Origin of the sequence: Solibacillus isronensis (assembly GCF_023715405.1) — a bacterium.
In the GTDB taxonomy this organism is placed as follows: Bacteria; Bacillota; Bacilli; order Bacillales_A; family Planococcaceae; genus Solibacillus; species Solibacillus isronensis_B.
Genome location: NZ_JAMBOC010000002.1, coordinates 14415 through 40035 on the forward strand (window position 1 = coordinate 14415; position 25621 = coordinate 40035).

Consider the following 25621-nt stretch of genomic DNA (forward strand, 5'->3'; position numbering starts at 1 on the left):
TCCCCCGCTAAAATCCTAACAAGCTTTTTTTATACTATGCGAACGGCAAGCTCGCAAGAATTCCGTTGTATAGCTTAATCACGGCATAGACGACGAGAGCCACTAATAGAAACCAGGTAATTACTTCATAAAAGATTAATCCGATCACCCCTGGAATGGACATATACTGACTCTTCTTATAAACGTTGTAAATAAAATAACAAAAAATCGTGAACATAAAAATGCCGACTAAAATCGGTAAGGATTGACTCCCAATTACCGAAGCAAATGCTCCAAAAAAGAAGATGACATATCCACCGCGTGCTGCATGGATCGTTTGCCCTTCTTTATCTTTTGAGAAGAACAGCATTCCAAGCTCATGAATCGTTTCACCGATCAGCTTCAATGCTGAAAAAATCATGAAAAATAGTAGCACAAATACAATCAGTAATACGAAACGCAGCTCCATATCCGATAAAAACTCACGCATTCCATTATAGAGACCGATTGCATGAATTAGTTGTAGCGATTCTGATATAGCCAACATACTGAATGAAAAACTGAATAAAATAATTGTAATGAATGGTAAGTAGCCATATAAATATGGATTTTTCATAATTTCGTTCCCTCAAAACTCGTAATATTTCTTTTCCTCATCATAGCTAACAATGTGGGGACGAGCAAGCCTCTCCTTATCTACTTACCGCATTCTTACCAGTAGCGTCTCGGATAGCGCGGATAATACGGTGGATAGTAGTAATTAGGCGGATACGGTTGATAATACGGTGGATATGGTCCGTAACGATTATTATTCAGCGACCCCCCTAAAAAACCTCCTAAAAAGCTCCCTAAAAACGGAACCCCAAATGGATATCCAAATCCAAAACCTGGATTATAACGATTAACCATGTTCATGTCCTCCTCCCTTATGAATAGTGTATTCATAATTATGAGAGCCACTAGTCACCCGCCTAAAAATGAAAAAGATGCCTTGCAAGTTTTTCATTGCAAAGCATCCTGTCATGTTGATTAGATATCGCGTAATTCTACTAGTGTTGCCAAAGTACGTACCATCGCACCTGTGCCGCCTTTTGGTCCCAATGCATGCGGTGCATCCGCATCAGAAGTTCCTGCAATATCAAGGTGAACCCAAGGAGTACCTTCTGCAAACTCTCCAACAAAGCCGCCGCCGAAAATCATATGGCCGTCACGACCTGGAGAGTTGTTTAAATCTGCCACTTCCGATTTACGGATACGCTTTTTATCGCTTTCTGTTAACGGTAAGCGCCATACGAACTCACCTGTTTCAAGTGCCGCGCCCATAAACTCTTCGAAAAATTCTTCGTTATTTGTTAAAGCACCTGTTTTATCTTTACCTAATGCAACGATTACTCCGCCCGTTAATGTCGCTACATCGATTAAATAGTTGGCACCTTGCTGTTTCGCATATGTCATAGCATCTGCCAGTACTAAGCGGCCTTCCGCATCTGTATTTAATACTTCAACCGTTTTGCCGTTGTACATAGTAATAACATCATCCGGCTTAAATGCATCCCCTGATACCATATTGTCTGTAGAACCGATAACGGCAACGACATTTTGTTTCGGGCGTGTTTCACCGATAATGCGCATTGCACCAAGAACAGCGGCTGCACCACCCATATCACCTTTCATGCCGACCATGCCTTCACGCGGTTTTAATGAGTAGCCGCCTGTATCGTATGTTACACCTTTTCCGACAAAGCCGATCACATCTTCCCATTCTGGTTTTCCTTTATATTTCAATGTGATTAAACGGGGCTCTTCTACAGAACCTTTATTGACAGATAAAATACCGCCCATACCCAGTTCTTCCATTTGGGCTTTGTTTAAAATCTCAACCTCTAAACCATAAATATTGGCAAGCTCTGTTGCATAATCTGCCAAATCACTTGCTGTCAGTAAATTAGGAGGCAAGTTGATTAATGTACGCGCTTCATTAACCGCATCCGCATAAATTTTCCCTACTTCGAAATTACCGATCACATCTTCCATATTCGCCTCAGTAACAAATTGAATTTGATCAAAATATGTTTTCGGCTCATTTGAAGTCGTTTTATAATTTTGTACTGAGTAATAGCCTAGATTTAAACCTTCACCAGCTAAATACGCAACTTCCGCCTCTTCCAGCTGATCTGTTGTAAACGATTCTACCCAAACTGCCACATCACTTACTTTTGATGCTTTCAGTTCTTTACCAACTGCTGCAAATACTTCACGTAATTCGTTTGCTGTTATATTTTTACGTTCACCGAGACCGACAAAGTAAATACGTTTAAGTGAAGAGTGGCTGCCTGAATACGGTAATTTCGTAATTTTTTTTGTATCTGATGAAATTTCGCCTGCATGTAGCCATGTGTCAATGATATCTCCGTAAAATTCACTAAACGCTGACCAGTTTTTCATTTGTTCACGATGCTTTTGTACTCCGATAATCAATGTTTCCGAAGTTTGTGTTTCAAACGTTTTTGCTGTTGATTCAATATTCATAGTTAAAACCCTCCTAATGTATAGTTTCATTATATACAAATTTTTTTAATTCGGGTAACGAAACATCCAATAATTTTTATTTTTCTGCAAGTTTAAATTCAAACGAATATAGGGAAAATGATATAATTATAGCAATGAGGAGAAAGTAGGTGTAATTATCGAACTTCTACAAAATACGCCGCTTTGGCTTGGGGTTTTTGCGATTGTTTTTGCGCAAATTTTAAAAGTACCAATCCATTTTATCGTAACGAAAAAAGTGGATTGGAGCTTGCTGACATCTACCGGTGGAATGCCAAGTTCCCATTCTGCAGCTGTAACAAGTGTTGCGACGGCGGTCGGTATTGAGACCGGATTTGATTCACCCACTTTCGCTGTTGCAGCGATGCTGGCAGGAATCGTCATGTACGATGCGAGCCATGTACGCTTTCAGGCTGGGCAACACGCGGCCGTTTTAAACGAACTGCGCCACGATCTCCGTTTGTTTTTTGATGAAATTAAACGTTGGCCGGAAATGAATGAGCAAGAAAAAATAGAGGATTTAAAAACATTATTAGGTCACAAAAAAAGTGAAGTATTCATCGGAGGATTGGCAGGAATTGTTTTTGCGACTTTATGGTACACCATTCAAGTGTTATAAAAAAGGGGTATGTTAAAGGCTAAATCGGCTTTTAACATACCCCTTTATTTTTTTCGTTGCGGATACTCCGCTAAAGTAAACTAAAACATGCGATATCCTGCTTTTCGCAGCGCAATCATGACAAAGCCCGACACGATCGCCCCGCCAAAACCACCCGATAAGACAACAATATCAACAACCTTTAATGCTTGAATTTTATCGATTAAAGCCGGAAATGCTGTCCCTGCCTTAAAGAAATAATCCAAAAAGCTTACTTCATCAATGATAAAAATTACGACAACCGGATAGACAATAGCCATTAACCATGTCATCCGCAATAACATATTCAATAAAAAGCCGATACCGAAAAACATGACAAAAAATAATACGACGGAAATGATTACTTGTACTAGCGAAACATCATTCATGTTATGTATACCCCCATTAATCTATCATAATTTTACATGATATAACGGGTCCTTTCAATTCAACATCCAAAATAACGTATAGAATACTAATATTGTCAGAAATACTTCATAAAGTAAATCGTTTATTTTTTGAAAAACAGATGGTATTCACTATAGCCGAATACGTCCCCCGGGTTCACACCTTCAATAATTGGGTGAATATGTTGTGCCGCATGCTGGTTTGCCATTTCTCTGAGCATAACCGATGAAAGTTCATGGTGAATAATTTCACTCGGTGCCATCCAGCATGCTTCACCGATTTCTCTTTCCTGCAAAGTAAAAGGCTGATCATTATCCACCGGCTTACAATAAAAAATCGCCATATTATCACTAATATCATTGAGGATTACACCGGAACGGAAGCCCACAAGTCCCTTTACCTCGCAAAGAATCCCCGTCTCTTCCAATACTTCACGCATCGCTGCAGTCGTAACGGTTTCGGCTTGCTGAACAAATCCTGCCGGTAAAGACCAGGCCCCTTTTAGTCCCCCATATGTTTTTTTTACGAGCAGCCATTCTCCTGCTGAATTTTCAACAATTGCGGCAACGCCAAGCCACACTTTTCCACGATCCTTTTTCATGAATAACATTCCCCCTTTGCTATTGATAAAAAAACTTGCAAAAGAAGCGTTACACATCGTTTGCAAGTTTGAAGTTCGTTTATATAAATTTGAATTTCCCTTTTTTCAACGTTAAGCCGACACCGCCAACTAAATATAATGCGCGGTCATCTACGACTTTCTTTAATGCCGATGCTGGCTTCCCTGTAAATTTACGACCAAATGCTGTTCCAATGGCATCTTCTTGACCTAATGAACAAACAGCTCCTTTATCATCGTAAGCAAATACTTCTGTCGGCTCATCATTCATTAAATGCTTTATATTTTTAGCAATGATCTCACCTTGCTGCATCGCAATTTGAGCTGTTGGCGGGTAAGGTCTGCCTGCTTCTTCATTCAATAAAAATGCACAGTCTCCTACTACAAAGACATCATCAAAACCTGGTGCGCGCATATCTTCCCGAACTGCAATACGTGCACGGTTCGATTCAATACCGGAAGTCTCGATTAGAGCATTTCCACGTACCCCTGCAGCCCATACAACTGTACCGGCTTTAATGAATTCCGTATTTTCTTCATCTTTTTTAATTTTCACGCCTTCTGCTGTTGCTTCCACAATCGGTGTGCCGATAGAAAATTCCACACCTTTTTTACGCAGCTGATCCTGCGCATAATCGACTAATTCCGGATCAAATCCAGGTAATACGGTCGGTGCTGCTTCTACACAAAGAAGACGTACTTTTTCCTGAGGAATATCAAATTCTCTGCAAAGCTCAGGAATCCGGTTGCCGAGCTCCCCTAAAAATTCTATGCCTGTAAAGCCGGCACCACCTACGACAATCGTAAGTTTACTGTCGTCTTTCACTTCATCCAATGTCCAAGAAGCAAACTGATACTCGATATGCTCACGGACTTGGCGTGCGGTATTAATATTCGTCAATGATAATGCATGTTCCTTCAGACCGGGAATACCGAATGTTTCCCCTTCGAAGCCTAAGCCGATCACTAAATAATCATATGAAAACTCACCAGCTGATGTTTCTACTTTCTTTGTATTGACATCAATATTTTCTACATTGGCAATGACGAACGTTACATTGTGATTAATAACTTTTGAAATCGGATAACGTGCTTTATCTGGAGAAATCGTTCCTGCCCCTACTTCATGCAGCCATGTTGTTTCATAATGATAGTCGTTTTTGTTCACTAAAATAATTTCTGCTTCATTTGTATTGATTAATTTTTGAAGATTTACAATCGTTGTTAATCCTCCGTACCCTGCGCCTAATACTAAAATTGTCGGTCTTTTCATTCAATCAAACCCCTTCATTTTAATAAACCGGCGCTATAAATCTATTTGCCATTTTTATAGAACGCCAGTAAACGGTTTTTTACTGAAATACTAACATAATAGTAGCGTTTTTCCTGTATGATTTCAAACATATGGATATTATTCATTGTCAATTTACAATATTATGTTCATATAAGTAATCGTATTTAATATCAATAAACAAAAACTCTTCGTTTGAAATGGCCATTGAATACGTGCGTGTTAACTCGCCTGTTTCAATATCACTGTAGACGGAGGAAAACTCGCCTTTATTGTCTTTTGTCATTTTAATAATGTTCAACAGAAAGTACGGTCGCCAGCTCCAGTTTTTACCGATGATTTCTTCTTGCTTTTCCCATTTTTCATCGTTCCAGCGGATATTCGGGGATGTTTGGAAACCATTGCTGTCACAAATATAAATACGAAATGCACATTTTTCCAATGCGTTTGCCAGCTGCATCAGTTTATCAATTTGTGATGTAGATGGGTTGATTTGATCGACTGTTGAACAAATCATCCGTTCAAGACGTTTCATTTCCTCATACTTTTGCAGAAGCAATTTCTTCTCCGTAGCAATAAACTGCTCACAATCTTTGCGGAAACGTTCTTTTAAAGAATCGCGTACTTGCAGCTCTTTATGCGGCAGTTGCAAATATGGCCCTTTGAAATAACGGGTACCGTTTTTCCAGCCGTGCTGTAATTGATAGACCGTTTCAATATTTTCGATTAATAATTGCGTTCCCATCTTCACAGCGAGTGTACGAATAGTTGAAAACGCATGGTTTTGCGCACCCCATAAATTATAGTTCAACTGGCCGACATTAATTTTAAGAATAGCCGGTTCAAGTAGTAAAATATTTTCAAGCTGTGTTTGTGAGCCAACATCTGCCAATGCAATTTTAATGCCATATGTTTTAATATAGCGAATTAAATGCTGCAGCTGATTCATCTCTCCTTCGTAAAGATGTTCCGTCATGACAAGGGTAATATTTCGGAGGTTCGATTCAGCGACTGTTTCTTTCAGCATTGAAAAATAGCTTTCTCCAAAATCAAGCAAAAGCAGTTCAGGGTTGCACGGAATATACAAACCAACATCATCAATTAAATGGGCAACATTTTGCAACGATCTGCGAACAAAGATTTGCTCAATTTCTGCTCTAATATCTGCTGGTACGTCTTTTTCATATGTAAATTGCTCTATATTAATCGGCTCTTTTTCATTTTCACTTTCCACTTGGCCTATCGCTTCATAAGCCACAATGCGATGCCCATCTGCACTATAGATTGGCTCATATAAAATTTCGATTTGATCTAACTTATCCAGTAATTCTAAAACACTCATTTAGAAAAGCCCCCTAGCAGTATGGTGATAAATCTATAATAATTCAAACCTTATAATAATACAAAACGATACAACAAAACATAGTTATTTTATAGGAAATATAAGTTTTAAGATTTTGACAAATTATTCTGCATAGTGAAAAGGTGGATTTTTTTAAAAAAACCTTTAACGAAAGTTAATCGCTAAAGGTTTTAAGATTGGTTACATTTTATTCACAGGGCGTGTTGCCAAAAATTAATTAAAGTTTAAACTCTCTCACTAATGTATTGAGTTCTTCTGCTAAATTGGCAAGTTGTTTCGAACTTCCGGCTACTTCCTCCATTATACTGCTTGTTTGTTGAACAGATGCTGCTGTTTGTTGAACAGATGCTGCTGTTTGTTCAATGCCAGCAGCGGATTCTTCAGATACCGATGCAACTTCTTCAACAGAACCGTTCATCACTTGTGTACTAGCTGAAATCTCTGATAAGTTTTTGCCGATCGTTGTAATACTATTTGCCATTTCTTTTACAGCATTACTGATCCCTTCAAAAGTTTCACCTGTTGATTCAATTTGTGTTTTTCCTTGTTCTACTTCTTTATAACCTATTTTTAGTGAGTCGGACACGAAAGAAGTTTCCTTTTGAATATTGTCTACAATACCCGTAATATCTGTTACAGAGTTTGATACTTGCTCAGCCAGTTTTCTTACCTCATCAGCAACTACAGCAAATCCTTTTCCATGCTCTCCAGCCCTTGCAGCTTCAATTGCAGCATTTAAAGCAAGAAGATTTGTCTGATCAGCTACATCCTTAATGACGGTAACTAGGTTTGATATTTCCTGTGATTGCTTGTCTAGCCCTGCAACCTTTTTAACGGATTCATTTACAATGGAATGGATTTTTTCCATCTGTTGAATTGACTTTTTCATTAATTCCGATCCGTCATTGGTCATATTTAATACATCTTTTGAATTCTCCTCTATCCGTAACCCATTCTCATTTGCATCATGGACTCTTTCGACAAAAGTATTCATTACAGAAGCTAATTCACTTGCATGATTAGCTTGTGTTTCTGAACCAGCAGCCAATTCTTGCATAGTAGATGCCACTTGTTCTGATCCCATTCTCACTTCATCGGCAGATTGTGATAGTTCTTCACTTTGACTAGTTAATGACTCTGAAGTTTCGGAAACCTTTTTCATCGAATTTTTAAGATTTTTATGTAATAAATTGATGGCATCAGCCAATCTGCTTATTTCATCTTTTGATTTGACTAGCAGCAGTTCTTTCGTTAAATCACCATTTGCTAGATGTCCCATCTGTTCCGTTACTTTAATGATTGGTTTTGTAATTAAATTTGCATAGAACCATATGATGATTACCCCTAAAATAATTGAAATACCCATAACAATAAGAATAATAGTCAACAGCTCTGTAGCAGGTTGATTAAAATCCATCATATAGGTACTGGCAGTCACTACCCAATCCCAGTTTGGGTCTATTTTTGAATAGGAAACCTTCTCTTCAATTTGCTCTTTATTATTTGGTAATGCTGAATTATAAAAAGTAAAGCCACCACCGGCATTCGCTATTTCAATCATTTCTTGAGCGAATTTTACACCGTTTTCATCCTCATCATCCCATGCACTAGCACCCTCTTTAGATGGGTGCGCAATACGAGTTCCATCTTGACTATATACAATCATATAGCCGTTTTTACCAAGATCAATTGAAGAGTTTATAGGTCGAATCCCATCCCCATTCTTTTCGCCTAAAATAATCTCCTTTACTTTCTCTTGAGCACTTTCAAGTGAAATATTTCCTTTTTCAACTTCCGAATTATAAGCATCAATTGTAGCAAGTGTAAATTCAACACTGTTTTGCAAGTTTGTTTTACCTATTTGCTCTAAGCTAGTAGAGCTTTTCTGGTAACTTGTCACTCCAATTACAATCATCGGAACAATCAATAGTAAAATAGAGATTCCAATTAGCTTGGATTTAATAGAAGAGCTAGATTTAAACTGCTTTTTCAATTATGTACACCCCTTATATTTAATTTTTTATTGGTTACTGCAACTAATTAACCTCCCTATTTATAGAATTAATTAACTATTCCCCCTCTAAAAAAGAGTACAAATTACTCCTATACAACTTTAAATTATAGATAAAAGTACTAGTTTTAATTCTCGAATGTTATTTTAACCTAATTTTTTATTTATTCCAACATATTTTTACATAATATCCTCTTTCAGTTGTTTATTTTCTGTTTTAAGCATAAAAAAAAGCCTCCATGATTTGTATGTTTAATCACATCACAAATCAAAGAGACTCGTTATTCACAATCCATTATTCACATGGTTGTTCTACTGCTGGGCGTGCTGCCGCTTTAAAGCTTGTTCCGCAGCCGCATGAAGCAAGTGCGTTCGGGTTGTCGATTGTAAAACCGCCACCCATTAATGATTGTTTAAAATCAATTTTCGTGTCTTGTAAAATGCCCGCATCTTCTTGGGATACGATAATTTGAATGCCGTGTTGGTTGTCAACGAAGTCATCGTCATTTATTGTTTGCTCAAATGCCATACCGTATGATAGACCACTGCAGCCTCCGCCTTTTACGGCAACACGCAGGCTCGCATTTTCTTCTCCGTTATGAACCATCATTTCTTTGACTTGAAATGAGGCCGCTTCTGTTAAAATGATTACTTGTTTTTCACTTGCCATTCCAGTCACCTACTTTCTTTTATTTATCATAACAATTGTAAAAGCTATCTGACAACAAAACTGCTCTACCTGATTATATTCCTGCATTGTGTAAAAGGGGATAAGGATAAAATACCTAAAAAATTCACATAAATTCAGTAGATTACTCACACTTTTTTAAATTTCCTTGCTATAATAAGGAATCATAATTAAACGAAAGGTATGAACCTTTATGGAAATTTCCCCATTTTACGAAAAAACAGTGAACTGTATTCATTGCAAGAAAAATTTTTCAACACTTAAAGTTCGTACCAAGTCCATAAAAATTGAACATACAACTTCCGACTTTCAACCAGTCTATACAGACAATAACGTGAATGCATTATATTATAATGTTTTTGTCTGTCAGCATTGCGGGTTTTCGTTTACCGAAGACTTCAGTAAATATTTTGCTCCAGGTGTAAAAGAACAAATCAATGAAAAAATTTGCAGTCATTGGATACCGCACAGTTTCAGTAAAGAACGTTCTGTTTTCGAAACAATTCAAACATATAAACTTGCGTTGTTTTGTGCAACGATTAAAAAAGAAAAATTCGTCATTACTTCTGGCTTGGCATTACGCTTGGCTTGGTTATATCGATCATTAAAAAATAACGTTCAGGAACTGCGCTTTTTAAAATTGGCCCGCGATCATTATATGGAAAGCTATTCAACGGAAGATTATGCAGGTACAACAATGTCCAGTGTACGAATTTTATATATGATTGCTGAGCTGTCCCGTCGCCTTGGGGATTATGAAAATGCAACACGCTTCTTTTCACGTGTAATTGAAAGTCAACGTGTAGGCGGTGAAGCCAAACTCGTCAATATGGCTAAAGAGCAATGGGAATTAGTTCGAGAAGAGCGAGGTAAAATCGTCCAATAAAAGAGAGCTGCCAAGTAAGTAATAACTTTCTTGGCAGCTCTTTCAAATTTGAATTAGAAGACTTGTTCTACTTCGACGATACCCGGCACTTCTTCTAGTAGTGCACGTTCGATACCTGCTTTTAATGTGATTGTAGAACTTGGGCAGCTACCGCATGCGCCTAATAAACGCAATTTAACGATACCTTCTTCAATATCTACCAATTCACAGTCTCCGCCGTCACGTAATAAAAACGGACGTAATTTATCTAAAACTTCTTGTACTTGTGCATATTGTTCTGTTTCTGTCATTTTGCTCGACTCCCTTCATTAAAATCATTATAATGTGAAGGAGCAAAAAAATCCATTATTGAATAACGAAAGGTTGGAATTCCTATGTCACAATCACATCCAGTTATAGAAGTTTTCGGCGCTGACATCATCTGTGCCAGCTGTGTAAATGCACCATCTTCCAAAGATACATATGAATGGCTTCAAGCGGCAATTTCACGAAAATATCCGGAACAGCCGTTTACTATCCGCTATATCGATATTGAAGGTGTAATTGATAATGAACGTGATCAAGATTACGCAAATCGTATTCAAGAAGATGAATTTTTCTACCCTTTAGTTCTAGTCAATGATGAAGTAGTTGGTGAAGGCTATGTGCAGATTAAGCCTGTATTTACAGCGCTCGAATCAGCGGGCTTTGTACCAACTGAAGAGTAAATTATAACATAAACAAAAAATTCAATTTTCTCCTTGAGGAAATTGAATTTTTTTGTTTACAGTCAAATTGATTTCCTTTGCAGGGGTGCTCAATTTTAATTTTCGTTTTGCTTTTTATAGTACCAAAGCAGACCCGACTTCATAAGGCGTGCAATGCGTCCTGTTACCGTTGTATCAGCTAGGTGAACGAAGCCTTGTTTTTTACCAAGGGAGCCCATAAAGCCTTTCATTTTGATCTCTGAAAGCTTTTCTGGAAGTGGCTCGCCTTTCCAGCGCATTTTTAGAACTTTAACGATACGTTCGCCTTGTTCTTCTGCCAATTGTGCTGTTGGAGGTAAATGAGAAGAAGCACAGTCTCCTACTACAAATACATTTTCATCCCCAACTACATGATAATGATCCGTAATGATCGGGCGATTGAATTTATCCTTTTCAACATCAAGTTCACGAACGATTTTCACAGGCTGTACACCAGCTGTCCATACGATTACGTCAGCTTCAATTACTTCATCATGGTTGTATAAACGGCCTTCTTCAACGCGAGTGATATTTGATTCTGCAATTACATCTACGTTGTGTTTAATAAACCAAGACTTAATATACTCACTTAGCTTTTCCGGGAAATCGCGTAAAATACGGTGTGAGCGGTCAAATAATTTAATTTTTAAATCTGAACGGCTTTCACGCAGTTCACTTGCAAGCTCGATTCCTGAAAGACCTGCACCAATAATGGCAACTGTCGAACCTGGAGCTAATCCGCATACTTTTTCGAATGTTTTACGTGATTTGGCAATTGTTTGAATACTGTATGTGAATTCATCGGCACCCGGCACTCCATGATATTTATCGATACAGCCTAAACCAATAACAAGCTGATCATAAGCAAGCTCTCCGCCGTCACCCAAGTAAATTTTTTTATCTTCACGGTCGATGCGTACTACTTCTCCGTATACGCATTTTAAGCGCTCATGTTCCGGAAATGCAACACGGACTTCCTTATCTGTTGATGTACCTGCAGCAAGTGCATAAAATTCTGTTTTCAAACTATGGAATGGTGTACGGTCTACCAATGTAATTTCTACATCTGCTGGTAAACTTGGTAATAGACGAAGTAAAATTCGCATATTTCCGTATCCGCCACCTAATAATACTAACTTTTGCATAGCATATTCCCTCATATCTGTAAGTAATCAATTATAAAGCTTTTAGGCATCATAATTGTGTTCACAAAGTTTCCATAAGTATTATAACTGTTTGTGATAAGTTTCACAATATGTTAAATGATATTTTGTGAATTTATTCACATAAGTTTTTTATTACACTATTTTATTTATTTTGTTGCAATTGAAGCATATTCAAACATATGTTGAAAGATATTAAATCGGAGAAATTGACGTTCGCAGCAAAAAAAAGTAGGATTGCTAATAGTGAGGTGACAACATGTTAAATCCATTAGTCGAATTTTGCATCAGCAATTTAGCAAATGGTGCGCAACAAACATATGAACAACTGGAGCAAGATCCTGATATTGATGTATTGGAATATGGCTGCTTAAGCTACTGTACGAAATGTGCCGAAAACTTTTATGCTGTTGTTAACGGGGATATAGTTGAGGCGGACACTCCAGAAGAGCTGACGAAGCGCATTTATAAATATATAGAAGAAAATCCGATGTGGTAAACGTCCCACATCGGATTTTTTCTTTATTTAATAAGTTCCATCAAATTTTCTACACAATACGTAGACAGCTTGGCTTGCTGTTTTACAATTTCAGTAGGAGTAACTCCCGTATTGACATGAATGGTATCACAGCCAAAGTTTATACCACATAAAATATCGGTATCATAGTTGTCCCCGACCATAACCATTTCATTCTTTTCAAAGTGATGCTCTTCAGCAATGATCTGCAGCATAACCGGTGATGGTTTCCCTACGAACGTCGGTGTAACCCCGCAAACATTTGCTACTAATTGAACAAATGATCCATTCCCCGGAGTAAAACCCGTTTCATTCGGAAATTTAATATCACCATTTGTTCCAATTAGCTCCGCGCCATTCTGGACATACCCACATGCTTTTACAAGTTTCTCATATGAGATTTGACGGTCTATCCCCATTACAAGAACATCGCTCTGTTCATCGGTAATCTCTAATCCTTGCTCGATTAAAGCTGTGCGAATGCCAAGTTCACCGACAACATTCACTTTATTATTTGCACTCATTTTTGCTACATAGGCTGCCGTTGCAAGTGAGCTTGAATAAATATGATCAAGCGGTGCCTCTACACCAATATCTTGTAAAACTTGCTGAAGTCGTTCACGGGTTTTCGATGAATTGTTCGTTAAATAATACGGTTCAATTCCTTCATCCTGCAGTAGGTGGACAAATTTCACGGCAGAATCGATCGCTTCACTCCCCCGATAGATTGTCCCATCCAAATCAAAGCAATACGCTTTATACGGAAACATTATGCCTCATCCTCTGGTAAAAAGGCTGAAACTGGTCCTAATTCATTTGTTAAGTAATCGTGAACTTTTGGAGTGAATTGCTTGAGTATATTTAAGTTTGCTGTTAGTACATTTAAAATTTCTTCACTATCTACAGCGATAAATTCACGAACGATCATTTTGCGTAAGCCGACAACCGCTTTTAAGGGTGCATCCATCTCTTCTGTAATCACTTTTTCATCAACGAAAATATCGATAATGTCTTCGTAGCTTCCAGGATCACGCATAATAAAGCCGTCAATCACCAAGTTTCCTACATCCATCATCGCTTCCATTACATTATGGCCGATTCGTTGTAATGCCAGCTTATGAATATCATCTGCCAACCAGTTTTCAGTCGATTCAAAGATCGACAGTAACTCGTCCAAGTGTGCTAAGTTGTTTGTAATTTTATTTCTATCTACGAAGTACATAGATAAAGCCTCCATTCAATCAATAAAAGTTGATAGTGTTTTCCTTTATATAGTACCATATTCTATAGAGATGGAAGGGGTACAAAACAAAATGGAACGATTTTTCTTATATGATGATGTAGAAGATACAAAAACGCGCTTCGTCAGCTTTGCCGGAAAAACTCAGCGCTATGATTTAGCCATATTGCAAAGCAGTCGCTTTTTCGGAAAAGTGCTCGTTCTTGATATCCAGTTTGGCCGTTTTGCCATTATTGGAGCAGATGATGTGGAAGAACCTGGGTATTTAGAACATGTATACAACCGTACAGAAGAAGAAACGGAAGACTTACGTGAATATTTACGTGAACTATTAAGCTAAAAAAAGAGGGGGCGCTATACGGCGCCTCCTCTTTTGTACGTTATTCAGCTGATTCAACCGGCTCTTCTGCCTCAGTTTGTTGTGCAACGATTTGTTCTTTCTTTTGTTCTTGTGCACGGCCTGTTTTTTGAAGTATAAAATAGGCGCATCCAAAATTACAATATTCGTACAAATAGTCTTGAATCGTACTAATTTTTGTATCAAACGTGGATTTTTGATTTTTATCGTCAAAAAATCCTTTTAAACGTAGCTGACCGTAACCCCAGTCCCCTACAATATAATCATATTTCGATAAAATATCTGAGTATCGTGCGATAAATGCATCTTCTTGAAAACCTTCCCGCACATTTTCGATCACTTCATAAACATACCCATCTGCAATAATCAAACTAGACACCACCTATCTATTTCCATGTTAATGAATATTGAACCTGAAAGCAATATTCACAACAAATTTTGTAGGTAAATATGGTGAAATCAGCTATAGTCCGTCTATCGGCGAGTATTAAAATGCCCGCATAGATAAGTTAAACGTCTATTTTTCTACAATGTAACACTTGATTGTTTTGCTGCATTCACTTGTTCATCCGCATGGTAACTACTGCGTACTAATGGACCTGCTTCACAATGGCTGAAGCCTTTTTCCATAGCGATTTTACGCAGCTTGCCAAACTCGATTGGAGAGTAATATTTTTTTACTGGCAAATGTTTTTTTGTCGGCTGTAAATATTGGCCGATTGTCATAATATCAACATTGTTTGCACGCAGGTCATCCATTACTTCATAGATTTCCTCTAACGTTTCTCCTAAACCAATCATTAAAGAAGATTTTGTCGGTATAGTTGGCTGCATTTCTTTTGCTCTGCGTAAAAACTCCAGTGAACGGTCATATGTCGCTTTTGCCCGAACACGTGGTGTCAGACTGCGTACTGTTTCAATATTATGGTTTAAAATGTCCGGCTTTGCGTCCATTAATATGCGTAAACTTTCTTCACGACCGCTTAAATCAGATGGTAGTACTTCCACAGAAGTTAACGGGCTTTTACGGCGGATTGCACGCACCGTTTCTGCCAATACTTCCGCGCCCCCGTCTTTCAGGTCATCACGCGCTACCATTGTAATAACAACATGCTTTAAATTCATTAACGCAACAGAATCTGCTACGCGCTCTGGTTCAGCCAAGTCCAATTCATTAGGCAAACCTGTTTTAACTGCACAGAAACGACATGCACGCGTACATACAGAACCTAAAATCATCATTGTTGCTGTACGACGCTCACCCCAGCATTCATGAATATTCGGGCAGCGAGCTTCCTCACATACCGTATGCAAGTTATTGTCCCGCATTAATTTTTTTAGTGCTTTGTATTCGTCATTGGTATTTAGCTTAATTTTTAGCCACTCCGGTTTGCGCAAGTGTTCTTCTCTAGGATTAGTTGGTTTACAAGATGTCATATCATTTACTCCCCTCACTCAAATGCTACGATGTTCTGATGTCAGAGTATCATATTAACAACTTTCCAACAACAGAGTATTCTCATAATTTTAATTTATCATAATTAAGTTACTATTCGTAAGGGATTGGTACTTCGATAGACGGCTGTGCCCCTTCACCTGCACTGTAAATATGCGGCACAGTTCCTCTTACTAGACCAATTGCTATCGGGATTTTCTGCTCGACCGACGCAGATTTACTGGCAAATGGCACGATAATTTGGACATTCACTCCAATGAGTAAATTTACTTCTACAATTGCATTATTTATGCCAAATTCACTTACTGTTGATTCAACATTGCTGCTCACATTCCCAATAATATGAAAGCGAATCGGTATTTTCGGCCCTAAATTCCCGATAATCGGAAGGTTTAAAGCCTGCCCTAATGGTACGAAAAATACGATTCCGTCACCGGCTTCCATTTTTCCTACGTCATATTCTACATTTTCCAAATTCGGCAAATGTGATAAATCTCCATTTTCAGCCTGTTCTAAATACTCTTTTACTAATGCTGTTGTTTCTGCCCGTACTTGGTTAATTATTTCCGTATTAAATTTTGTCGTAATCATATCATCTGATTGGGTCGGTAAATCGACGATGACATCATTTACATCAAGCACACTTGATGTTCTGGAATTAATTGCTTTACTCACAACATACGAAGCTACTTTAAATGTTTGGACTTCGGCGTACTGTAAATAGGTTGGCATTAATCTATCGTTAATAACATATATACTAAAACAAACCATACCGACAATACTGACGATAACGATTGTTACGGCATTATGCATTTTGCCTTTTTTCCTGCCATAGGAATTCCACTTTCTTTTACGAAAACGCAAAAAAAATCCTCCTTCCCATAAAATATGAGAAGGAGGATTTTTCTATTCTATATTTTCATCAAAATCTACATCAACTTTTTTAATATCGACTGTCGGGTAATCACTTAAACATATTTCATAAGTAGCGTCCAACATCTGACCGTTTTCCTGGAAAATACGTATCCAAGGACGTGTCACATCGACAAGATTTTGCTTTGATACAATTCCACGTCTTCCATCGGACAACAGCACAATTGATCCATTTGCATAATGGACAACACTCCGTTTAAATGCCTGCATCACCTTTGCATCAAACTGCATTCCGTTACCGTTATCTATGATTGCAATCGCTTCTGACGGCAACATTTTCTTCCGGTATATCCGATTTGATGTTAATGCATCAAACACGTCTGCAACAGCGATAATTTTTGCAAACGGATGAATTTCATTGTTAACAAGCCCCCGTGGATAACCGCTTCCATCAATTCGTTCATGATGCTGAAACGCGCAATGTGCTACAAGCAATGACACTGAATGTAAATTGCGTAATAAGTCAAACCCGTAACGGGCATGGTTCTTCATCTCTTCGTATTCTTCATCCGTTAAGTTACTCGGCTTCAATAAAATATCAGGCGAAATAAGCAGCTTGCCCACATCATGTAAAATAGCCCCAATTCCAATTAATCGTATGTCTTCGTAAGAATAGCCCATTTCCTTAGCAATCGCGATTGAATACAATGCTACTTGGAATGAATGCTGGTAAATATATTTGTCATACAAATAAGCATCCGTCAGAACCATTAATACTTCCTCGCTATTAATAATGGCATTCATAATATCATCGACAATAAAGCCAATTACTTTGGACTGTTGATCCAGCACATAGGACGCCTGATCCCGTTTCGCTTTTTTCACATTTTCAAACGATTTAGCCATATTTTTAACGGCTTCCATTCTTTTTAACGGTGCAATCGTTTCTTCTATTTCAATACCGGCTGATAGTTTGTCATCAATGTATAAATAATGAATATTCAGCTCTCGCAGCCTTTCAATAATTCGGCTTGTTACAACGACATTTTTATGAAGCAGTGGATGACCAGCTTCATTCCAAATAGTTCTGCCGACTGCCATACCTTCTTTCAAAACATTTATCGATATTAATCGCATCTATACTAATTTCTCCATTCTACTATTACGTTCATTATATAATTGGAAAGTGGCTTTTGGGAAATTTACTGAAACTTTTTCATACAATAATTTTTAAAGACATCCCGGATAAATTCCGGTAGCATATATTGCTTTTTTGCATATTTAAAGCTTGGGAAAAAATAACCGAATGTAAACAGATCCAATGTTGCTAATCGGTAGATCCGATCCGGCTCCATGAGTTTCCCGTTAATATATAACTCACGCTGCTTCGTCATCTCAATACCATAATTCAATATTTTTCCGAAAATCACACCCCTAAAACCAAGGCCTTTTAATTCAAGACGCGGCCATTCTTCGTTTTCGGATTGAGTATAAATTTCTTTTAATTCACTGCCGGTTATTTGCACGACACATATATTTATCGGATGGGGAAAAATTTTATGAATATCATATGTAGAAATTAGTCCTTTACGCAACGGTTCGACAAAAATTCCAGCATTGAACATAACACAATCCGCTTCTGTATAATCATACATACACTCTGCAAATAAATCCGATAATTGGGAACGGTGAAACCATTCTTTATTGTAAGGTTTCGTTAATGTGAAAATAGGTTTTTCCAAAATAGCCTTTGCTTCTTTTTGAAGATTGGACAACCACTGTTCTTCTTCTTCGACAGTTGGTAAAAGTGCGTTTTCAAATAATTGATCTGATTTTCCCACTAATTTTCTGGACTTGTGGTCAAATTCCATCGTTAACTGTCCGGTATACTGCCCAAATTTCCCGCCTCCAGTTAAGAGTACATTGTTTTCCACTTTACCTTTTTCAAACACATGATGTGTGTGCGAACCGAAAATCACATCGATAATCGGGCATTCCTGTGCCAGCAATTCATCTTCGGTAATCCCTAAATGTGATAAACAAACGATTATATCTACCTGCTCTTTTAATTCAAATGCAAGCTTCACAAGCTCTGTACGCGGGTTTGTCACGTCCCACCCAAGCTCCTTATAGAAAAGGTCGAACGGGGCAGTCGCAGCTATTACAGCGATTTTTGTGCCATACTGGGTAGTTAATATTGTGTAAGGTTTCAACCACCGGGGGTTTTCTTCTGATTGTGAATATAGATTTGCAACAACTACTTCGAACTTTGCGTCATCATATAAATGATAGAGCAAATTATAGGAGAGCGTTATGCCTTCATTGTTTCCAATTGTCACAACATCATAATCCGCATCATTCAGCATTTTGATATTACCCTTACCTAGTGTTGCCTCTGTATATAAATTGGAACGGTCCAAATGATCTCCTAAATCGATCAAGAAGCTAGTTTCACCTTTATCGGCCAGTAATTGACGTTGTATTTGAATAAACGACTGACTGCGTTTCCAGTACGTAAAATGACTATGCAAATCATTCGTATGGAATATATGAATTACTTCTCGCACTTTTGCATTGCCACCTCGCTTTACGTTATTCTTCAAAAAGACCTAATTGCTTTGGCGCTAAACCATCAAATTCAAGATCAAGAATTTGCTGCATTCGTTTTGCATTTTTGGCTGCATGCCCTCCAGAATTATTATTAAATAATACGAAGACATGTTTTGATTGGCGTGCCAAAAATTTTACTTCCTCTGCAAGTTTCTGCAGTTCCTCTTCATTATAATCATATAAAAACCGCACTTTGCGCCAGTTTTCCCCATGCCCTATATTTCGCCATCCATGAACATTGCGACCATGAATACGTACGAGCACCTTCTCACTAGTAGCAATTGGTACAAAAGGAGCGGAGCCGCTTCCTGCCTGCGGTTCATCACAAACTGTATGAATCAAATGATGGTCTTTTAAAAATTGCAGTGTCTTCTCTTTCATTTCCGCACTGTACCAAGTTTGGTTTCGAAACTCAATAGCAATAGGATACCCTTGTAATTGTTGCTTTATATAACGGATATATTGAACATTTTTCCCTTGGCAGTCAAACCAAGGAGGAAATTGAACTAGTACCATTGCAAGCTTACCGTGCTTTTTAAATGTATCTGCACAATTTCGAAATGCGTTGAACATATCATTTTTCGTCTCAAATGGCAGTTCATCGCGTAAATGACCTGTCATGCCCTGATAAGCCTTCACGACAAATTGAAAACTATCCGGTGTATCCTTGCACCATTTCTCTACATTTGCCGGTGAAGGAATCGCATAAAAAGACGTATCTAATTCTACGACAGGGAAATGCCCGCTATAATCAAATAATTTATCTTTTGCTGCAGTAACTTCACTATATACTTCCGGGTGATCTCCCCAACCAGTTAAGCCGATTGAAATCATCGTTCTTCACCTCTCTAGCATTGTATAATACCTTACCCTTTTCAATGGTCATTCATTGCAAAACACTACATTTCACATCATAATAATAGAAAAAAGGAGGACAAGTTTATGCATATTTTACAATCAACAGAGGAATTTGAGCAATTTAAAAGCAGTTCAGCCGTTATTTTCGAATTTACAGCGGATTGGTGCGGAGATTGTCGTTTCATTGATCCGTTTATGCCGGAAGTCGTTGAAAAATTTCCGGAATATAAATTCGTTAAAGTAGACCGTGATAAGTTTTTAGATCTATGTATTGATTTAGGAATTATCGGTATTCCTAGTTTTTTAGCTTATGAAAACGGCACGGAGCTTGGACGTTTCGTCAGCAAAGACCGTAAAACACAACAGGAAATCGAAAACTTCATTTCCAACTTAAAATAGAAAAAAGCTTCAAACGCTTAAGTAGTCGTTTGAAGCCATTTTAATATTATTTAATAATACCTTCATGCTCTTCATTTTTCATAATCTTACCGTTCTTCTTTTCCTTTAAAGCCCAAAAAGTGAGTGCTACTGCAACTACAACTACAGCACCAGGAACCCCTAAAGCTACTGGCCAAAATAAGTTTTCCATTTTTGTCGCTCCTTCATATACATTCTAAATCCATTATTCCATCTAATACAATTATTGTAAACGTATACTATGCGCTTTCTGGAATCTTTCTAGTAAAGTTGTTTATTTCTTCACGAATTCACCACAATTAGAACAAAAGCGCTAAAGCGCCCGTTCAACTCCGACAGCCATTGGAGGGCCCGACGCAAAAGTAAATGCTTCACCACTTTTGCATGGAGGGACCGAAATGGCCGAGGAGTTGGCGCTTTAGCCTAGACGTAGACAGTCGTTTAGTTCAAAGTTATCCACAATGCCAAAATCTATTGTTTCCTTAACATAAAAAAGCACCTGTCTCCAATAAATTGGAGGCAAGTGCCTGGATAAAAATTATCCGATAGAACCTTCCATCTCGAACTTGATTAGACGGTTCATTTCTACTGCGTATTCCATTGGTAATTCTTTTGTGAATGGCTCGATGAAGCCCATTACGATCATTTCTGTCGCTTCTTCTTCAGAAACACCACGGCTCATTAAGTAGAACAACTGCTCTTCAGATACTTTAGAAACTTTCGCTTCGTGCTCTAAAGATACATTATCATTTAAGATTTCGTTATATGGAATTGTATCAGAAGTAGATTCGTTATCCATGATTAATGTGTCACACTCGATGTTTGAACGTGCACCTTTAGCATTTTTACCGAATTTTACTTGACCAAGATACGTAACTTTACCACCTTGCTTAGCAATCGATTTTGAAACGATTGTTGAAGATGTGTTTGGTGCTAAGTGAATCATTTTCGCACCAGCGTGTTGGTGTTGACCTTTACCTGCAATGGCAATTGATAATGTCATACCACGTGCGCCTTCACCTTTAAGGATACAAGCAGGGTATTTCATTGTTAATTTTGAACCGATGTTTCCGTCGATCCATTCCATTGTACCGTTTTCTTCAACAACTGTACGTTTTGTAACAAGGTTATAAACGTTGTTTGCCCAGTTTTGAATCGTTGTATAACGGCAGTAAGCGTTCTTTTTAACGATGATTTCTACTACAGCCGAGTGTAGAGAGTTTGTTGTGTAAACAGGCGCTGTACAACCTTCTACGTAGTGTACAGATGCATCTTCGTCTACGATGATTAGCGTACGTTCGAATTGACCCATGTTTTCAGAGTTAATACGGAAGTATGCTTGTAATGGTGTGTCTAATTTAACGCCTTTAGGCATATAAATAAATGAACCACCAGACCAAACTGCAGAGTTTAATGCTGCGAATTTGTTATCTGTATAAGGGATTACTGTACCCCAGTGTTTTTTGAAGATATCTTCGTTTTCTTTTAATGCTGAGTCAGTATCTTTGAAGATAATCCCTAAATCTGTAAGGTCTTGCTTCATGTTGTGGTAAACTACTTCAGATTCGTACTGAGCAGATACACCTGCAAGATATTTTTGTTCAGCTTCTGGAATACCTAATTTATCAAATGTTGCTTTGATTTCTTCAGGTACTTCATCCCAAGAACGTTCAGTTGCTTCAGATGGTTTTACGTAATACGTAATTTCATCGAAGTTTAATGACGCTAGGTCACCGCCCCATTGAGGCATTGGCATTTCATAGAATTTTTCAAGAGCTTTTAAGCGGTAGTCAAGCATCCACTGTGGCTCTTCCTTCATACTTGAGATTTCACGAACGATATCTTCTGTAAGTCCACGTTCAGAACGGAAAATTGATACGTCCTTATCATGGAAACCATACTTGTAATCGCCGATTTCAGGCATTTTTTTAGCCATGTTGTCTCCTCCGTTCATCTAATGAGAAGTGCTAAAATGTGCATAAACACACTTTAGCCTTACTACTGTTTATTTCTTTTCGTTGTTTACGCCTTTTTCCATCGCTTTCCAAGCTAATGTAGCGCATTTTATACGTGCCGGGAATTTTGCTACACCTTGCAGTGCTTCGACATCCCCAAGATCGTACTTTTCATCGTCAAAGTCTTCGCCCAGCATCATTTTTGAGAAAATATCAGCCAGTTCCAAAGCTTCGTCCAATTTTTTGCCTTTAACGATTTGAGTCATCATTGATGCTGAAGACATGGAGATTGAACAGCCTTCCCCATCGAACTTCGCATCTTCCACGATATCATCGTTTAGCTTCAATGTTAAATGGATACGATCACCGCAAGTAGGGTTATTCATATCGATTGTCACACTGTTTTCTTCAAGAGACCCTTTGTTACGAGGGTTTTTATAGTGATCCATTATAACGGAACGATAAAGTTGATCTAAATTATTAAAAGACATCGCCAAAATACTCCTTCGCTGAGCGCAATCCTGCAACTAAACGATCAACATCTTCTTCATCATTGTACATGTAGAAGCTTGCTCGAGCTGTTGCTGTTACTTGAAGCCATTTCATTAAAGGTTGGGCGCAATGATGTCCTGCACGGACAGCGATTCCACTCATATCCAATACTGTCGCCACATCATGTGGATGTACGTCATCTAGATTGAATGTAACGAGTCCGCATCGTTTCATCGGGTCACGTGGTCCGAAAATCTGAAGACCATCAATTGTTTCCAATTGATCCATTGCATAACCTACCAACTTATGTTCGTGGGCTGCAATATTGTCTAAACCGATTTCCTCTAAAAAGTCGATTGCAGCACCCAAACCAATTGCACTTGCAATGATCGGTGTACCACCCTCGAATTTCCACGGTAACTCTTTCCATGTTGATTCATTTAAACCTACGAAATCAATCATTTCACCGCCAAACTCTACTGGTTCCATTTCTTCAAGAAGCGCCTTTTTACCATATAGTACCCCAATTCCAGTTGGTGCACACATTTTATGTCCTGAAAATGCTGCGAAGTCAACATCCAAATCTTGAATATCGATCTTCATATGCGGTGCTGCCTGAGCTAAATCCGCAACAACTACCGCGCCATTTTCATGGGCAATTTGTGCAACTTCTTTAATTGGATTGATTGTACCTAATACGTTGGAAACATACATCATAGAAACAATTTTCGTTTGTGGCGTAATTGTTTCACGTACTTTTTCCAATGAAATTGTACCGTCTGCTTCAAGGTCGATATATTTCAGTACCGCCCCTTTTTCTTTTGCAAGCTGTTGCCATGGAATAATGTTTGAATGGTGTTCCATGTACGTAATGACAATTTCATCACCTTCTTGTACATTTTGACGACCATAGCCTGAAGCAACTGTATTAAGTGCTGTTGTTGTACCACGAGTAAAAATTACTTCTTGTGTTGAACTAGCATTAATGAATTTACGAACTTTTTCACGCGCACCTTCATAGGAATCCGTTGCACGGTTACCAAGTGTATGAACACCTCGGTGAACGTTTGAGTTATCTAAATTATAGTAATTTGAGATTGCTTCAATAACTTGAATCGGCTTTTGAGATGTAGCCGCACTATCCAAATAAACTAAAGGATGTCCATTGACTTCCTGATTTAAAATTGGAAAATAACTTTTAATATCGTTAGGTATCATTATCGAACTTTCCTTTCGATAACCTCCGTCAGCTGCTTTTTAACGCCTTCGATTGGCAATTTAGCAACAACTGGCGCAAGGAATCCGTGAATTACAAGGCGCTCTGCTTCTGCTTTAGAAATACCACGACTCATTAAGTAGTACAGTTGAGTTGGGTCAACACGTCCAACAGATGCCGCGTGTCCTGCTGTTACATCGTCTTCATCAATTAACAGAATTGGGTTAGCGTCTCCGCGTGCACCTTCTGAAAGCATCAGTACGCGAGACTCTTGTTCTGCATTTGCTTTTGTACCACCATGCATAATATGACCGATTCCGTTAAAGATTGACTGTGAAGAATCTTTCATTACACCGTGTTTTAAAATTTGACCGTCGGAATTTTTACCCCATTGACGGATTAATGTTGTGAAGTTAAGTTTTTGATCTCCGCTACCTACAGTTACCATTTTGAAATCTGAAGTAGAGTTATCGCCAATTAAGTTTGTAGTATTTTCATAAATTGTATCTGAGTTTGTCATTAAACCTAATGCCCAGTCAATTTTTGCATCGCGCTCAGCATGTCCACGGCGGTTTACATAAGCAGTATAGCCATGTGCCAAGTTGTCTACTGCACCGAATGTTACTTGTGCATTATCTTTTGCGATTACTTCTGTTACAACGTTTACTTGACCATGTGCTTCATCAAATGTAGAAATATAAGTTTCAACATAAGTAACAGCCGAAGATTCTTCTGCTACTACTAACACGTGGTTGAATAATGAAGCTTCTGCATCGTCATTTAAAAACACAACTTGAAGAGGTGCTTCGATTACAACGTTGCGTGGCACGTATACGAAAATACCACCGTTTACTAGTGCTGCATGGTAAGCAGTTAATTTATGCTCGTCCACTTTTACAGCTGTTGTCATAAAGTATTTTTCTACTAAATCTTTATGATCGCGAACTGCTGTTTGAATATCCATGAAAATTACACCTTTGTTTTTCAGTTCTTCTGAAACTTTAATGAACGCTGGTGTATTGTTGCGTTGGATATAAAGGTTTTCTTGTGTTTCAATATCAACTACTGATTTCACCTCTACAGGCAGCTCTTCCAATGAATTAAATGGAGTGCTTTCTACTGTATGGTTAGGGAAATCAATGAAGTTCCACTTGCTAATGTTCGTTCTGTCTGGTTTTGGTAAGTCAAGCGCAGCAGCTTTTTCCATTGCGCTCACACGGAAATCAGCAAATGTTGCTGGTTCAGCATGTTTTTGCGAGAACGAGCGTACTTCTTCTGCTGATAACGCTAATTTTGTTTCAACCGTCATCTT

29 protein-coding genes and 1 pseudogene are annotated in these 25621 nt (G+C 38.2%); 6 read left to right on the plus strand and 24 right to left on the minus strand.

Annotated elements, in window-relative coordinates; genetic code table 11:
* Positions 1–34 precede the first annotated feature (34 nt).
* The 3 genes from M3166_RS11870 to M3166_RS11880 form a co-directional block, all read right to left on the minus strand.
* Positions 35–595: a YufK family protein gene (locus M3166_RS11870; RefSeq protein ID WP_251690066.1), complete on the minus strand. Its 561-nt coding sequence runs from the start codon at positions 593–595 to the stop codon at positions 35–37.
* 95 nt (positions 596–690) lie between these two features.
* Positions 691–888: a hypothetical protein gene (locus M3166_RS11875; protein WP_251690067.1), complete on the minus strand. Its 198-nt coding sequence runs from the start codon at positions 886–888 to the stop codon at positions 691–693.
* 120 nt (positions 889–1008) lie between these two features.
* Positions 1009–2508 (minus strand): leucyl aminopeptidase, encoded by a 1500-nt coding sequence (locus tag M3166_RS11880; protein ID WP_251690068.1) that lies wholly within the window; start codon positions 2506–2508, stop codon positions 1009–1011.
* Positions 2509–2665: 157 nt separating this feature from the next.
* Between M3166_RS11880 and M3166_RS11885 the strand changes: the two genes are divergently transcribed.
* A complete protein-coding gene (locus M3166_RS11885) occupies positions 2666–3145 on the plus strand; it encodes a divergent PAP2 family protein (protein WP_251690449.1) in 480 nt (159 codons plus the stop codon).
* Positions 3146–3225: 80 nt separating this feature from the next.
* Here M3166_RS11885 and M3166_RS11890 read toward each other — a convergent pair whose 3' ends face one another.
* From M3166_RS11890 to M3166_RS11915, 6 genes are all read right to left on the minus strand, one after another.
* Entirely contained in the window at positions 3226–3552 is a 327-nt protein-coding gene (locus M3166_RS11890) for a YuiB family protein (RefSeq protein WP_251690069.1), read from the minus strand.
* 122 nt (positions 3553–3674) lie between these two features.
* Entirely contained in the window at positions 3675–4172 is a 498-nt protein-coding gene (locus M3166_RS11895) for an NUDIX domain-containing protein (RefSeq protein ID WP_251690070.1), read from the minus strand.
* Positions 4173–4251: 79 nt separating this feature from the next.
* Complete coding sequence (locus M3166_RS11900) at positions 4252–5463, minus strand: NAD(P)/FAD-dependent oxidoreductase (protein ID WP_251690071.1); 1212 nt, start codon at positions 5461–5463, stop codon at positions 4252–4254.
* 148 nt (positions 5464–5611) lie between these two features.
* A complete protein-coding gene (locus M3166_RS11905) occupies positions 5612–6823 on the minus strand; it encodes an EAL domain-containing protein (protein ID WP_251690072.1) in 1212 nt (403 codons plus the stop codon).
* A gap of 238 nt (positions 6824–7061) precedes the next feature.
* Positions 7062–8837, minus strand: a complete 1776-nt coding sequence (locus M3166_RS11910; RefSeq protein ID WP_251690073.1) for a methyl-accepting chemotaxis protein — start codon at positions 8835–8837, stop codon at positions 7062–7064.
* Between the two features lie 313 nt (positions 8838–9150).
* On the minus strand, positions 9151–9525 hold the full coding sequence (locus M3166_RS11915; RefSeq protein WP_251690074.1) for a HesB/IscA family protein: 375 nt from the start codon (positions 9523–9525) through the stop codon (positions 9151–9153).
* Positions 9526–9736: 211 nt separating this feature from the next.
* Here M3166_RS11915 and M3166_RS11920 point away from each other — a divergent pair, with 211 nt between their 5' ends.
* A complete protein-coding gene (locus tag M3166_RS11920; protein ID WP_251690075.1) occupies positions 9737–10429 on the plus strand; it encodes a DUF2225 domain-containing protein in 693 nt (230 codons plus the stop codon).
* A gap of 53 nt (positions 10430–10482) precedes the next feature.
* On the opposite strand, the pseudogene M3166_RS11925 reads toward M3166_RS11920, so the two are convergent.
* A pseudogene (locus M3166_RS11925) lies at positions 10483–10847 on the minus strand (NifU family protein).
* Here M3166_RS11925 and M3166_RS11930 point away from each other — a divergent pair.
* On the plus strand, positions 10804–11136 hold the full coding sequence (locus M3166_RS11930) for a YuzD family protein (protein ID WP_008409039.1): 333 nt from the start codon (positions 10804–10806) through the stop codon (positions 11134–11136). The pseudogene M3166_RS11925 and the gene M3166_RS11930 overlap by 44 nt on opposite strands.
* 95 nt (positions 11137–11231) lie before the next feature.
* On the opposite strand, the gene M3166_RS11935 is transcribed toward M3166_RS11930, so the two are convergent.
* Positions 11232–12299 carry an NAD(P)/FAD-dependent oxidoreductase gene (locus tag M3166_RS11935; protein WP_251690076.1) on the minus strand — a complete coding sequence of 356 codons (1068 nt, stop codon included), beginning with the start codon at positions 12297–12299 and terminating at the stop codon, positions 11232–11234.
* 277 nt (positions 12300–12576) lie between these two features.
* Between M3166_RS11935 and M3166_RS11940 the strand changes: the two genes are divergently transcribed.
* The gene (locus M3166_RS11940; RefSeq protein WP_079524177.1) at positions 12577–12816 is read left to right on the plus strand and encodes a YuzB family protein; all 240 of its coding nucleotides are present in this window, start codon (positions 12577–12579) and stop codon (positions 12814–12816) included.
* Between the two features lie 23 nt (positions 12817–12839).
* Here the strand turns inward: M3166_RS11940 and M3166_RS11945 are convergent, their stop codons facing one another.
* Complete coding sequence (locus tag M3166_RS11945) at positions 12840–13604, minus strand: TIGR01457 family HAD-type hydrolase (RefSeq protein ID WP_251690077.1); 765 nt, start codon at positions 13602–13604, stop codon at positions 12840–12842.
* On the minus strand, positions 13604–14056 hold the full coding sequence (locus M3166_RS11950; RefSeq protein WP_251690078.1) for a DUF86 domain-containing protein: 453 nt from the start codon (positions 14054–14056) through the stop codon (positions 13604–13606). Before M3166_RS11950 ends, M3166_RS11945 begins: the two co-directional genes overlap by 1 nt.
* A gap of 91 nt (positions 14057–14147) precedes the next feature.
* Between M3166_RS11950 and M3166_RS11955 the strand changes: the two genes are divergently transcribed.
* Positions 14148–14414 (plus strand): DUF3055 domain-containing protein, encoded by a 267-nt coding sequence (locus M3166_RS11955; protein ID WP_008408657.1) that lies wholly within the window; start codon positions 14148–14150, stop codon positions 14412–14414.
* Between the two features lie 40 nt (positions 14415–14454).
* Here M3166_RS11955 and M3166_RS11960 read toward each other — a convergent pair whose 3' ends face one another.
* The 6 genes from M3166_RS11960 to M3166_RS11985 form a co-directional block, all read right to left on the minus strand.
* A complete protein-coding gene (locus tag M3166_RS11960) occupies positions 14455–14802 on the minus strand; it encodes a YutD family protein (protein ID WP_251690079.1) in 348 nt (115 codons plus the stop codon).
* Positions 14803–14957: 155 nt separating this feature from the next.
* Positions 14958–15869, minus strand: coding sequence for a lipoyl synthase (lipA, locus tag M3166_RS11965; protein ID WP_008408659.1), 912 nt, complete (start codon positions 15867–15869; stop codon positions 14958–14960).
* A 112-nt stretch (positions 15870–15981) separates the two neighbouring features.
* Positions 15982–16752 carry a sporulation protein YunB gene (yunB, locus tag M3166_RS11970; protein ID WP_251690080.1) on the minus strand — a complete coding sequence of 257 codons (771 nt, stop codon included), beginning with the start codon at positions 16750–16752 and terminating at the stop codon, positions 15982–15984.
* Positions 16753–16794: 42 nt separating this feature from the next.
* On the minus strand, positions 16795–17898 hold the full coding sequence (locus M3166_RS11975; protein WP_251690081.1) for an HD-GYP domain-containing protein: 1104 nt from the start codon (positions 17896–17898) through the stop codon (positions 16795–16797).
* A 65-nt stretch (positions 17899–17963) separates the two neighbouring features.
* Positions 17964–19328, minus strand: a complete 1365-nt coding sequence (locus tag M3166_RS11980; protein WP_251690082.1) for a bifunctional metallophosphatase/5'-nucleotidase — start codon at positions 19326–19328, stop codon at positions 17964–17966.
* A 25-nt stretch (positions 19329–19353) separates the two neighbouring features.
* The gene (locus M3166_RS11985; RefSeq protein WP_251690083.1) at positions 19354–20205 is read right to left on the minus strand and encodes a DUF72 domain-containing protein; all 852 of its coding nucleotides are present in this window, start codon (positions 20203–20205) and stop codon (positions 19354–19356) included.
* Between the two features lie 69 nt (positions 20206–20274).
* Here M3166_RS11985 and M3166_RS11990 point away from each other — a divergent pair, with 69 nt between their 5' ends.
* On the plus strand, positions 20275–20628 hold the full coding sequence (locus tag M3166_RS11990) for a thioredoxin family protein (RefSeq protein ID WP_413078752.1): 354 nt from the start codon (positions 20275–20277) through the stop codon (positions 20626–20628).
* Between the two features lie 46 nt (positions 20629–20674).
* On the opposite strand, the gene M3166_RS11995 is transcribed toward M3166_RS11990, so the two are convergent.
* The 5 genes from M3166_RS11995 to sufD all read right to left on the minus strand — a co-directional run bounded on the left by M3166_RS11995 (position 20675) and on the right by sufD (position 25618).
* On the minus strand, positions 20675–20818 hold the full coding sequence (locus M3166_RS11995) for a hypothetical protein (protein ID WP_251690084.1): 144 nt from the start codon (positions 20816–20818) through the stop codon (positions 20675–20677).
* A 366-nt stretch (positions 20819–21184) separates the two neighbouring features.
* The gene (gene sufB, locus M3166_RS12000; protein WP_251690085.1) at positions 21185–22582 is read right to left on the minus strand and encodes a Fe-S cluster assembly protein SufB; all 1398 of its coding nucleotides are present in this window, start codon (positions 22580–22582) and stop codon (positions 21185–21187) included.
* A gap of 69 nt (positions 22583–22651) precedes the next feature.
* Positions 22652–23092 (minus strand): Fe-S cluster assembly sulfur transfer protein SufU, encoded by a 441-nt coding sequence (sufU, locus tag M3166_RS12005; RefSeq protein WP_251690086.1) that lies wholly within the window; start codon positions 23090–23092, stop codon positions 22652–22654.
* On the minus strand, positions 23082–24311 hold the full coding sequence (locus M3166_RS12010; protein WP_251690087.1) for a cysteine desulfurase: 1230 nt from the start codon (positions 24309–24311) through the stop codon (positions 23082–23084). The genes sufU and M3166_RS12010 overlap by 11 nt, the downstream gene beginning before the upstream one ends.
* Positions 24311–25618 carry a Fe-S cluster assembly protein SufD gene (gene sufD / locus M3166_RS12015; protein WP_251690088.1) on the minus strand — a complete coding sequence of 436 codons (1308 nt, stop codon included), beginning with the start codon at positions 25616–25618 and terminating at the stop codon, positions 24311–24313. Before sufD ends, M3166_RS12010 begins: the two co-directional genes overlap by 1 nt.
* Positions 25619–25621 lie beyond the last annotated feature (3 nt).